Origin of the sequence: Nostoc sp., from assembly GCF_036919495.1 — a bacterium.
GTDB lineage: Bacteria > Cyanobacteriota > Cyanobacteriia > Cyanobacteriales > Nostocaceae > Nostoc.
In genome coordinates, this window is the sequence record NZ_JBALBZ010000153.1 from 46683 (window position 1) to 58595 (window position 11913).

Here is an 11913-nt window from a genome sequence, read left to right on the forward strand (position 1 = left end):
GATTAAGCAGATTTCGACGAGTTGGAGGGACGCAATATTTGGGGCAAGTTATCTTGCATTTGATGGCGTAGAGAAGTACCGCCGCTAGCAATCAAAATTCGGTCTTGTTCGTAGAAAACTACCATTTCCCCACCAAAAGTCTGCTCAAGATTTGCGGGAGTGAAGACATCAATAGGTTGACCTTGACAAATTAAACCGTGGTTGAAACACACTACCCAAGGTAAATGAGTCGCTACTGAATTGAGGTCATGGGTGGAGAGAATAATTGTCAAGCCCTGTTGATTCAAATCAGCCAATAGGTGCAAGAGTTCGTGTTGAACGTGCAAGTCTGAACTGCTAGTAGGTTCATCTAGAAGAACAATTTCCGGCTCTCCTACTAAAGCACGGGCAATAAAAACCCTTTGCTGTTGTCCACCAGATAGATTACCAATGGGTTGATGGGCAACATGGGCAACTCCAACGCGCTCTAGGAGTTCCTTGGCAACCTGGCGATCGCGCCGCGAAGACCAAGGTAATATCTTTTGCTTTTGGTAACGCCCCATCATCACCACTTCCAAAGCTGTTACTGGAAAAGTCCAATCCACCGTTTCTACCTGCGGCACATAGCCAACCAAAGGCGGTGCTACTCCTGGCTTTAAGCGCCTTCCTCGAAACCAAATCTCTCCAGCCCAAGGACGAACCAGCCCTAAAATAGCTCTGATTAAAGTGCTTTTACCACTACCAGAAGGCCCCACCAAACCAGTAAGTTGACCTGGATAAAGGGTCAGATTGAGATCGGTAAACACTGGCTGGGTTTGATAACCACAGGTTAAATTTCTAACTTCGAGTATTGGTTGCATGTACTTATTCTATTGATCCTATTTGGTTGCTGTTGGCCCAACAACATTTCCAGTGTTTAAATTCTTCACCAAATTAGGATTTCCTCCCAAATTAGAGGCGATAATTCGCATATTGTTAGCCATCATGCCAATATAAGTATGCTCAGGATTAGTATTATCCATTGCATTAGCTGAACCTTTACCTGGTAATTCATCGTCGGCAGTGTTGGCTGTTTTTACCTTCGCTTCACGGGCAATTTGTTCTTCTACCTTGCTAGGGTAAACCTCAGAACCAAAAATGGCTGGAACGCCTACTTTCCGAATTTGGTCAATTAGCTTGGCGACATCTTGAGCGGATGGTTCTTTGAAATCTGAAGGTTGAATAGCACCAATTACTTGAAAACCATACTCTCTAGCCCAATACGCCCAAGAATCGTGGTAGGTCAACAGTTTACGGTTTTTGGCAGGAATACTGGCGACAATTTCTCGTGTTGCCTTGTCTAGGGCATCCAGACGTTGTAAATAATTTTTGAGATTAGTCGCGTAGTAGTCTTTGCCAGCAGGATCTAAGGTAGTTAACTGTTGGGCGGCTAGTTTGGCGTAAGCCTCAGCATACTTGGGATTTACCCACAGATGAGGATTGGGATCGCCCTTTTCTTTAGGAAAGCTGAAGTCGAAAAGCCATTGGTCTTGGGTAATGGTATTACTGCCTAGTTCAAAGATTTTAGTTTCTTTGGGAATTGAAGCTTTAGCTAGTTTTTCTGTTGGGGATTCCAAATGTAACCCATTGGCAATGATCAGATTAGCTTTGGATAGGATATCGGCATCGCTGGGACGAGGCTCAAAGGTATGAGAATCGGTTCCCTCTGGAATAATGCCCTTAACTTCTAAGCGATCGCCTGCAATGTTACTTACAATATTCGTTAAAGGAGCAACTGTCGTTACAACTAAAAGCTTATTCTGTGTCTTTTGCTCTCCTGCTTGAACCGGAGTGCTGGTTACTTCGGGATTAGAAGACACCGTTTTATCCTGAGAGGGACTGCAAGCTACCACCATGAAGCTCAATATAAATAGCAATCCAAGGAGGGTCTTCATTAGATTCAAGCCTTCTAAATTAAAGAATCAATCTTTGATTAGACCTTTTCCTATTATTAAAATGCAATGCCCCCTCAGGGTATTTTCGGTTGATTTCTAGATTGTTTTATCTTATATCCTACTTAAGTGATATTGGGGGAGTACAGCAATTATCAGCATTGCTGAATCGAAGGATGAATTGTTTTTTGCATCTTTGCGCCTAGCCTACAGATTGCCTTGAGGCCTTCTAAAAGAGTAGTTGCTGCGCGTCGATACGCGAACTTTCCAGGTTCTGATTTAGATTGTTAATGCTCGTTTTTCTAATGGTAGTTCAAAGCGATCGCCTGGTTTTGGCTCAAGTATCCGCGTTGAAAGATTGTTTTTCTCAAGTAACGAACGAAATTCCTCAGCAGTTCCTTTAGTCTGAATCAATTTCATCAGCAATCCCTCAAACGCCACATCACCACCAGCCGCCGTAGGTAATATTACTTGAGGTTCTAACAATTTTACTACTTCTAAAGCACTATTTTGTCCCTTAATAATCGACCCAAGCAAAGGCAATGTCATGTCAATAAACGGTGTAATTACTACATCTATAGGTGCAGCTTGCTTAAGTTCTGGGGAATGATACCCATGAGGCTCGTAGTATACAGTTAAACCACTATCCAATTCTTTGAGGAGATAACTATTTTCTATCAAAGTGGGGCCAACGGGAGAGCCTGGAAAAGCCTTAATTTCAACTTGATTATTTAAAGTGAAAGTTTCACCATGAGCCAATACTGTTACTTGGGTGTAACCTAACTGCTGTACAACCTTGGCAGCATTGGGAGAAGCTACAACCTTGATGTTGCGATCGAGTAATTTAAGCGTTGGTGGGTGAGTATGGTCTTCTAAACCCTGAGATAGCAAGATCAGATCAATGTTATATGGTATTGGGCGATTTTGCGATCGCGAGCCTTTAAATAACCAATCCAAGTTGCTGAAAATTAACGAACCAACCAGCCAAGGGTCAATTAGTATTCGTTTTGTGCCGATTTCCAGCAGCCAAGAGTTGCTGTCGAACCAAGTTAAAAACATAAACTTATGTGAAGATAACGCCTACCTTTATTATCAGGCGTATACAGCTAGAGTAGCTACAGCGTTGCAACATTGTTGCGAAGCTGTGGCATAGAAGTAATGACCTGTACCATCAAGGTTACTAAAGACTAATGCAGGGTTAGCTTTGTTGGCTTTTACAACTTTTGCACGAAGTTCACTCACAATCAACCAAAGCACGCAAGCGTTTCCGTATCCCCACTTCTCTGCATCTTGTTCATTGGGACTAGTTCAAAAATAGGATTTTGTTCAGACTTGATTTTAGGTCAGAGAACATTACTATATTGAAGAAAGACTTTATTAATCTTCATAATGACTGTAACTACACAGCCGCTTGCAACCCAAGACGCTTTTGAAAAATTCATTTGGACTTGGCAGGATTACAAAATTCAGTATACTGTCATGGGTACAGGACGCCCTCTGGTATTGGTTCACGGCTTCGGTGCTTCCATTGGACACTGGCGCAAAAATATCCCAGTTTTAGCTAATGCTGGCTACCAAGTATTTGCTATAGACCTTTTAGGTTTTGGCGGTTCTGATAAAGCAACCATTGATTACACTGTGGAAGTTTGGGTGGAACTGCTAAAAGATTTCTGCACAGCACACATACACGAACCTGCTGTATTTATTGGCAACTCCATCGGCGCACTTTTGAGCTTGATTGTACTGGTAGAACATCCAGAAATTGCTGCTGGTGGTATTTTAATTAACTCTGCGGGTGGCTTGAGTCATCGTCCCCACGAATTGAACCCACCACTACGGATGGTGATGGCAGCTTTTAATCGGTTTGTGCGATCGCCAATTACAGGTAAATTTGTCTATAACCGCATCCGTCAAAAAGCCCAAATTCGCCGCACCCTCTACCAAGTTTACCGGAATCGTGAAGCCGTCACCGATGAATTAGTCGATTTACTTTATACTCCCTCTTGCGACCCAGGAGCGCAACAAGTTTTCGCCTCCATTCTCACCGCTCCTCCTGGCCCAAGCCCAGAGGAACTTTTGCCCAAAGTAGAACGTCCTCTATTAGTAATTTGGGGTGCTGATGATCCTTGGACACCAATCACCGGGGCAAAGATTTACGAAGAGGCGCGTGAGAATGGCAAAGAGATCAAAATTGTTCCCATTCCCAATGCCGGTCATTGTCCCCACGATGAAGTTCCAGATATTGTTAATGCCCAGATTGTCGATTGGCTAGCGCAAAGTTAAGAATTTCGCGCCAAGACGCAAATGCAAAGACACTTTCAGCCGATGCGCCTTGGCACATGCCGGGTAAAAATGGCGCTAACAATCTGGGAGAGTGGATCTTAATCTTTATAATTGCACCTTGACAGAATCAAACTCGTATGGTGTGTAATGGAGCTTGATGTGCGTAATGGACATAATAAAGGGGTAATTCCCTTAAATCACCATCCAGATTTTTCCAAACAAGGCTATCAAATTATTAGCGAACTAGGACGCAACCGAGAAGGGGGACGCATTGCTTACTTAGCTAATGTCCTCAACTCTAAGCAACAAGTGGTGATTAAAGAATTTTGTTTTGCTCGTGCGGATGCTGATTTATCAGGTGTGAAAGTATATCAGCGCGAAATCGAAATTTTGCAGCAACTCAATCATTCTCGCATCCCTCGCTATGTAGATTCTTTTGAAATACCAGGGGCTTTTTATCTAGTTCAGGAATATAAAAAGGCCCCATCTTTAGGCTTAACGAGCAGCTTTAATTCAGAGGAAATAAAGCAAATTGCTTTGTCAATTTTAGAGATTTTGGTTTATCTACAAAAGCAAATTCCGCCAATTATTCATCGTGATATTAAGCCAGAGAATATTTTGGTTGATGAGCAACTAAATGCTTATTTGGTTGATTTTGGTTTGGCTAGGATACAGGGTGCAAAAGTAGCTCTGAGTAGCTTTGTAGCAGGAACACCAGGTTTTATGCCACCAGAGGAACAGTTTGGTGATTCTCTAACTGAGGCATCAGATTTATATAGTTTAGGAGCAACACTGATTTGCTTACTTACTAATACCCGTTCTGTTGAGATTGGAAAATTAATTGATGAAAACTATCGCTTTAATTTTCAGCAATTAGTTCCTCAAATTAGTCCGCGTTTTCGGTCGTGGTTGATAAAAATGGTGGAACGCAAACGGAAACGTCGTTATGCTAATGCGGCTGTTGCTTTGGAAGCACTTAGACCAATTCAGGTTGTTGGTACTGCCACTAGGATAGATACGTTACTCAGGACAATAATACCTAGAAAACGAGCTACTTTGTTGGGACTAGCTACTGTTATTACACTGGCTGCAATGGGGGCAACTTTAATTAGTTGTCAGCCTGGTAATACGGTTAGGCAATTACTAGAAGCTACAGAATGTCAAAGTTTTGATTTAAACGCAAGTTGCCAAGAAAAAACCGGAGATTAAGATTAATTAGGGTAGCTTAAGGAATGACCTAATTATTAATTTCTAATAACCCAGGTGGTGGCGTAATTTCAATCCGATTGGATTTTAAGTTTACTACTGGTGCGATCGCTTCCACAAATGGAATCAAAACAGTTTTTTGCTTTTTGTCATTTGTCATTTGTTGTTTGTCAGTGGCAAAAGATGGGTGCAATTTTACTTCTAACAAATCATTGCCAGCCGGGATGATGTCTACCACCGTACCAACGAGTTCGCCAGATGCTTGCATGAAGACTTCCAAGCCAATCAAATCGAGGACATGATATTCATCTTCGCCTAGTTGGGGGCGATCGCTTGCTGGCACCATTAACTTACAACCACGCAACGCCTCCGCCTGATCGCAATTTTCCACGCCAGCTAATTTGATCACATACAAGTTTTTGTTACTGATATAACGTCCTGTTAATAATTCGATTGGTTGCGGTTCTGTGTCACCTGAGCGCAACAACCAACGTTTTCCCGGCACCTCAAATCTTTCGGAGAAGTCTGATACAGGATAAACCTTTAATTCCCCAGACAATCCTTGAGGGGAAACAATCTTACCAATCTCTAGCCAATCGTCGAGATTGGGGGCTAGAGATTGGGTACTGGGAACTACGGGCTGGGGATTAGGAACTGGAGATTGGACATTTTGAATTTTTGAATTTTCTCTTACTCTCTTGCCCCTCTGCCTCTCTGCCCCTTTGCCTCCGATCTCTTTATTAGCTTCTTCGTGTTTCATTTCCATTTTTCCTACTAGTACAAGACGGCGGAAATAAACCACCCCTGACGCTCGATGACTCGCTAAGGCTGCGCTAACGGCAGTTCCTCATGGGGGGAACCCCCTTGGCGTTAGCCTCTCCCTTTGGGAGAAGACCGGACTACCTCACCATTCCAAATCAATGAAATGCTTCCTCTGTATTCATTTTTAATTTTTAGTTTTTAATTTTTAATTCCGCCTTGCGGTACTAGGCAGTCACCGCCGCACCTTTGTAAGCTTCCTCAGCCACTTTTGCTAAACGTTGCATAGCAGTGGCAATCTCTTCATCGCTGCCTGTAAGGCTGATGCGGAAGCATTGGTGTTTGTGGGCCCACTCTTCCTCTAAACCGGGGAAGAAGGTACTTCCAGGGACAATAATCACACCTACTTGCTTGAGTTGCTGGTAAAATTCCCAGTCACTGATGGGTAAATCCTGTAACCACAACCAAGCAAAAATTGCTCCTTCACCGCGATGGAGGAACCAAGGTAAATTCTTGGGCATTGCTTGTTCTAAGCTGGTTTCTAAAACAGTAAATTTATTTTGGTAAAAGGGACGGATGACAGTATGAGAAATTTCTACTAAAGCACCAGAGTTAATTGCAAGAGCTGCGATCGCTTGGCCGTAACGTGAAGAATGAAGACCAATATTTGCTTGGAAACACTCCAGCACTTCAATCCACTTTTCATCCCCAATGGCAATACCAACCCTTTCTCCTGGTAATCCCGCTTTTGATAAACTCATGCAGTGTAAGATATTATCGCCAAACACTGGTGTCATTTCGGTAAAATTCAATGCCGGGAAAGGAGGTGCATAAGCTGAGTCAATTAATACGGGCAGATTGTAAGGCGCAGCTAGGGCGGCAATCTTTTTCACCTCATCATCAGTGAGGACATTACCAGTGGGATTACAAGGGCGAGAGAAGAGGACACAACCCGTATTTTCTGTAATCGACAGTTGGCTGAAGTCGGGGCGATATTTAAATCGGTGGGCGGCTTCATCAATATCGAGAGTCGGTTTGTAAGCGATTAAGGCTTTTGGAACTAAGCAGATACCGCCGTAACCGGTGTAGTCAGGACTGAGGGGCAAAACGATTTGTTTTAACTCGCCGCTAGGGGTGTAGCCACCGAAGCTATTCACAGCGTAGAAGTAGAGGGTTTGACTACCGGGAGTGATGAGGATATTGCGATCGCTTAAGTTTAACCCATAGCGTTTGTTGAAGTCGTTAGCGATCGCTTCAACTAACGGTGCATAGCCCTGACTTGAGCCGTAGCGACAAACTACCTCACCATATTCTGGGCTAGCCAAAAGCTGTGCAGTACAATCCCGCCATAATTGTTCTACCTCTGGCAAAATCAACGGATTACCAGCACTCAAATTAATAAACTGCTGCCCTGCACCCGCTCGTAATGTTTCGATAATATCCTTCATGATTGCTCTGACGCCAGTCAGGTTGGACATTTGAGCGCCAATTTGAGTTAGGGCAGGGTTCATAAGCTGTGACAAAATGTATTAATCGAGGGGTGGACAAATTATTTTTTGGCGATTGCTGCTGACATCCAGTTTACATCGTTCTCAATACAGCTGTTGCCGCCTTTAACCAATCTAGCTAGAGAATGATATCTTAACAAAGTAATATTTATCGTTATAGCGGCGATCGTCCTTAGTAAATACGATTAAGTGAGACAAAAGTGTATCATACGCTCAATGGCTAAAAGGTACTGGGTACTGGGAAAGGAGTAGGAAGCACGGGAGGATGAGGGAAATAAGGCGAATAACCAATGCCCAATAACAAAACTATATAGGAGGGCTGATGTTGCAAGTTAAAGCAGCAGTAGCTTACAGCGCAGGTAAGCCGTTGACAATTGAAACCGTTCAACTATCTGGGCCAAAAGCAGGCGAAGTGTTAGTTGAGGTGAAAGCCACCGGAGTTTGCCATACCGACGCTTTTACTCTATCTGGTGACGATCCCGAAGGTTTGTTTCCGGCAATTTTGGGGCATGAAGGTGCTGGTGTAGTAGTGGAGATAGGCGCTGGTGTCACCAGTCTCAAACCAGGGGATCATGTAATTCCCCTATACACTCCCGAATGCCGCCAGTGCGAATATTGTTTGAGCTTCAAAACTAATCTCTGTCAAGCCATTCGCTTAACTCAAGGACGCGGTGTGATGCCCGATGGCACTAGTCGCTTTAGCATTGATGGACAGATGATTCATCATTATATGGGTACATCCACTTTTGCTAACTATACGGTGCTACCAGAAATCGCCCTAGCAAAAATTCGGGAAGACGCCCCATTTGATAAGGTTTGTTACATTGGCTGTGGTGTGACTACTGGTGTTGGTGCAGTCATCAATACTGCCAAGGTGGAACCGGGAGCAAATGTTGTGGTTTTCGGCTTAGGTGGTATTGGTTTAAATGTCATCCAAGCGGCGCGGATGGTAGGGGCAAACATGATTGTCGGGGTGGATATTAATCCCAGCAAACGCGCAATAGCCGAAAAGTTTGGCATGACGCACTTTGTCAATCCCCAGGAAGTAGAAGGTGATTTAGTGCCCTATCTAGTTGATTTAACGAAAGGCGGTGCTGATTACAGTTTTGAATGTATCGGTAATGTCAAAATTATGCGTCAAGCATTAGAATGCTGCCATAAAGGTTGGGGCGTCAGTGTGATTATTGGTGTTGCTGGTGCTGGACAAGAAATCAGCACTCGTCCTTTTCAATTAGTAACTGGGCGCGTTTGGAAAGGTTCAGCATTTGGTGGCGCTAGAGGGCGTACAGATGTGCCGAAAATTGTAGATTGGTATATGGAAGGTAAGATAAATATTGATGATTTAATTACCCATGTAATGCCCATTGAGCAAATTAATGATGCTTTTGAATTGATGCACAAAGGTGAATCGATTCGCAGCGTGGTAACTTTCTAATTCGTAATTCGTAATTCGTAATAAAAAAGGCTTTGTAACTGATGGAATGCTACTAATAAAAGCCTAAATCTTTGTGTTGCTTCGTTCCCAGCCTCCAGGCTGGGAATATATTCAAAATAGGGCTGCTGCCTCTGGTCAAGCCGCAGAGCATTTCCGGCTTTGCTCCTGAATTCTGATTTATAAATTCTGAATTCTTCTTCAAGTATATTTGCTGATTACTTTATCAAAATACCTAATTCATTTATTAAAATGGCATTTTACTTACTCAAAAGCTCATTCGACTTACTCATTTTGGTGTTTTCCGCAAGTAAAAGCTCATTCGACTTACTCTTTGGCTGTATCACGCACTAATTGTAGTGTAAATAGGTAAGTGTGAATAATTAAAAGACTTTCGTCCAGGCTAAAGCACCCTAGAATTAAGGAAGGTTCACCAGGTTTTGAACCCACTATGCAAACACCACAAACCAGACAAATAGAGGGAAACCTGATGCTAAACTTCTATGAAGCAGACTTTTACAGTTGGACTCAAGAACAGGCTAACCTTCTGCGTCATCACCAATGGAACAAGCTTGACTTGCCCAATTTAATTGAGGAAATCGAATCTTTGGGAAGAAAGGAACGCCAAGAGTTGAGAAATCACCTTAGTATATTAATTGGACATTTGCTCAAATGGGAATATCAACCAAAGCAACGCAGTCGTAGTTGGTTAGCAACAATTAGAATACAACGACGGGAAATTATCAAGTTGTTGAGCGAAAATCCTAGTCTGAAACCTTACCTTGAAGAAGCACTTCAGGAATCTTATGAAAATGGTAGGGATTTAGCATCAGGAGAAACAAATCTGCCACTCTCAACTTTTCCCCAGCAATGTTTATATCCTTTTGAGGAAATTTTGAGCGATCGCTTTTATCCAGGTGAGCCTGCAACAGATAATTTAATGGGATAAAAGCGATTTCTACGATGGGCTACGCTTACGCACTCATGAGAAAGTATCGATCAATTTCTGCCGTAAGTATTTCAAAGTCTACAGGCTTGGTCAAGTGGCATTTAAAACCAGCCTGAAGCGCAAGCTCCCGATCCTCCTGGCCACCGTAGCCGGTGAGCGCAATCAGAATTGAGCGAGTAAATTTAGAGTCTTTACTCAATTCCCGTGCAACGGCGAATCCATCCATTTCGGGAAGTCCGATGTCACAAATAATCACATGAGGCTCAAACTCTCTTGCAGTTTCTACCCCTGAAATTCCATTATTGGCAATGGAAACTTCATGCCCAAAGTACTCAAGCACTGCTTGTAATGTTATGGCTGAATCTTCGTTATCTTCGATGACTAAAATCTTCAACGATTTTTTAGCCGCTTCTATAATTTCCGGGTCATTATCCCAAGCTGTAATCTCTTCGCATACTGGGAGAGTGACTTTGAATTCTGCTCCCAAATTGATCCCTCTACTTGAAGCTTCAACATTACCACCATGAAGTTCCACAAGACTTTTTACTACCGATAATCCCAGACCTAACCCGCCCCTCGAACGATCTAAACTGCGATCGGCTTGGGTAAATGGCTCGAATAGTTCTGGTAAAATTGTCGGGTCTATCCCTATGCCTGAGTCTCTTACAGATAATACCCCTACGCTGCCTGAGCCATTTTCACCTGGAATAAATGAGAGATCCACCCAGATCGTTCCATCTGGCTGGGAAAACTTTAAGGCGTTATCAAGAAGGTTTCCAAAGACTTGGAAGAACCGCGTCGGGTCAACATAAGCCCACAGAGGCTTGTTTGGTAGGTCTTGGACTACGTTCAGGTTCGATCTCTTTATTACTTGTGCATGGTCATTGAGACTCTGGCGAACCAATTCCACCAAATTAACCTTCTCCAGGTTTAATGAAATCTTCCCATAAGTGATGGACGATACATCAAGTAACTCATCGATCAATTTCGAGAGGTGCTTAATCTGGTGTTGCATCATTAAAACTGTTTGTCCGACTGCGCCAGTCTCGCCTAACTTCAACTTGAGAAGCTGAACCCCGTTCGAGATGGGAGCAACGGGATTTCTCAACTCGTGAGCTAGCATCGCAATGAATTTATCTTTAAGGGCGTTTTGGTTCGTCAATTTCTGGAAAAGTTGAACGTTTGCGATCGCTACTGCTGTAGTGTCGGTCAAAATCTCAAGCAGTTCTATCTCTTCGGATGTGGCTCGGTGTTGTGTGCTCCAGTAAGCTCCGATCGCACCCAGTGGATCAGAAATCCGTATGGGAACCATCACTAAACTCTTGACAAAAGTTACTTTATAAGCTTCAAGAGGAATTCGAGCATCCTGGTAAATGTCTTCAATCACGGCTGCTTGTTTGTTGAGCATTGCCCAACCGGAGATGCAAGACTTGAGCGGAAAACGCATACCTTTCCAAAGTGGGCCGATGGCGTTTTCATCAACATAATGGCAACATTCACCATCCCGCAGTACAAAAGTTACCCCATCAGCATTAGTCAGATCGCGAGCAGCTAAACGCACAACCTCAATAATTTCCTCAATAGTCCGTACACAAGCCAAATCCTTCACGACCAAAAGTAGTCTATTGTAAGACGAAATACTATAACTCTGATGTGAATTCTGTTCTTGTGAGATGGAGATGTCTAATATATTTTTCATAAATAACTCCGAACAAAAAAGATGTCTGGGCAAAAACTCAAGTAAAGCGGGTAGATTTCAGCAGACACCTACTCTTAATCGTAATCTGAACTTTGATGTTAAGGTACGACCCGTTACCACATTTTTTATTTTCTCTTCTTGGTATAAATATACTTGTTTATTACAAA

Annotated in this window: 11 protein-coding genes; 4 read left to right on the forward strand and 7 right to left on the reverse strand. The window is 43.0% G+C overall.

What is annotated here, in order from left to right; genetic code table 11:
* Positions 1–2: 2 nt before the first annotated feature.
* The 4 genes from V7K25_RS22060 to V7K25_RS22075 all read right to left on the reverse strand — a co-directional run bounded on the left by V7K25_RS22060 (position 3) and on the right by V7K25_RS22075 (position 3167).
* Complete coding sequence (locus tag V7K25_RS22060; protein ID WP_335160590.1) at positions 3–839, reverse strand: metal ABC transporter ATP-binding protein; 837 nt, start codon at positions 837–839, stop codon at positions 3–5.
* An 18-nt stretch (positions 840–857) separates the two neighbouring features.
* On the reverse strand, positions 858–1913 hold the full coding sequence (locus tag V7K25_RS22065; RefSeq protein ID WP_335160591.1) for a metal ABC transporter substrate-binding protein: 1056 nt from the start codon (positions 1911–1913) through the stop codon (positions 858–860).
* 276 nt (positions 1914–2189) lie between these two features.
* The gene (locus V7K25_RS22070) at positions 2190–2969 is read right to left on the reverse strand and encodes an MBL fold metallo-hydrolase (protein ID WP_335160592.1); all 780 of its coding nucleotides are present in this window, start codon (positions 2967–2969) and stop codon (positions 2190–2192) included.
* Positions 2970–3002: 33 nt separating this feature from the next.
* Complete coding sequence (locus tag V7K25_RS22075; protein ID WP_335160593.1) at positions 3003–3167, reverse strand: hypothetical protein; 165 nt, start codon at positions 3165–3167, stop codon at positions 3003–3005.
* 132 nt (positions 3168–3299) lie between these two features.
* Here V7K25_RS22075 and V7K25_RS22080 point away from each other — a divergent pair, with 132 nt between their 5' ends.
* Together V7K25_RS22080 and V7K25_RS22085 are read left to right on the forward strand one after the other, a co-directional pair.
* Positions 3300–4193 carry an alpha/beta fold hydrolase gene (locus tag V7K25_RS22080; RefSeq protein ID WP_335160594.1) on the forward strand — a complete coding sequence of 298 codons (894 nt, stop codon included), beginning with the start codon at positions 3300–3302 and terminating at the stop codon, positions 4191–4193.
* 147 nt (positions 4194–4340) lie between these two features.
* A complete protein-coding gene (locus tag V7K25_RS22085; RefSeq protein WP_335160595.1) occupies positions 4341–5402 on the forward strand; it encodes a serine/threonine protein kinase in 1062 nt (353 codons plus the stop codon).
* Between the two features lie 28 nt (positions 5403–5430).
* Here the strand turns inward: V7K25_RS22085 and rimM are convergent, their stop codons facing one another.
* Positions 5431–6159, reverse strand: a complete 729-nt coding sequence (gene rimM / locus V7K25_RS22090; RefSeq protein ID WP_335160596.1) for a ribosome maturation factor RimM — start codon at positions 6157–6159, stop codon at positions 5431–5433.
* A 226-nt stretch (positions 6160–6385) separates the two neighbouring features.
* A complete protein-coding gene (locus V7K25_RS22095) occupies positions 6386–7669 on the reverse strand; it encodes a valine--pyruvate transaminase (protein ID WP_335160597.1) in 1284 nt (427 codons plus the stop codon).
* A gap of 322 nt (positions 7670–7991) precedes the next feature.
* Between V7K25_RS22095 and V7K25_RS22100 the strand changes: the two genes are divergently transcribed.
* Both V7K25_RS22100 and V7K25_RS22105 read left to right on the forward strand, forming a co-directional pair.
* On the forward strand, positions 7992–9101 hold the full coding sequence (locus tag V7K25_RS22100; RefSeq protein WP_335160610.1) for an S-(hydroxymethyl)glutathione dehydrogenase/class III alcohol dehydrogenase: 1110 nt from the start codon (positions 7992–7994) through the stop codon (positions 9099–9101).
* 448 nt (positions 9102–9549) lie between these two features.
* Positions 9550–10047 carry a DUF29 domain-containing protein gene (locus V7K25_RS22105; protein ID WP_335160598.1) on the forward strand — a complete coding sequence of 166 codons (498 nt, stop codon included), beginning with the start codon at positions 9550–9552 and terminating at the stop codon, positions 10045–10047.
* Between the two features lie 25 nt (positions 10048–10072).
* Here V7K25_RS22105 and V7K25_RS22110 read toward each other — a convergent pair whose 3' ends face one another.
* Positions 10073–11746, reverse strand: a complete 1674-nt coding sequence (locus V7K25_RS22110) for a hybrid sensor histidine kinase/response regulator (protein WP_335160599.1) — start codon at positions 11744–11746, stop codon at positions 10073–10075.
* Between the last annotated feature and the right edge of the window lie 167 nt (positions 11747–11913).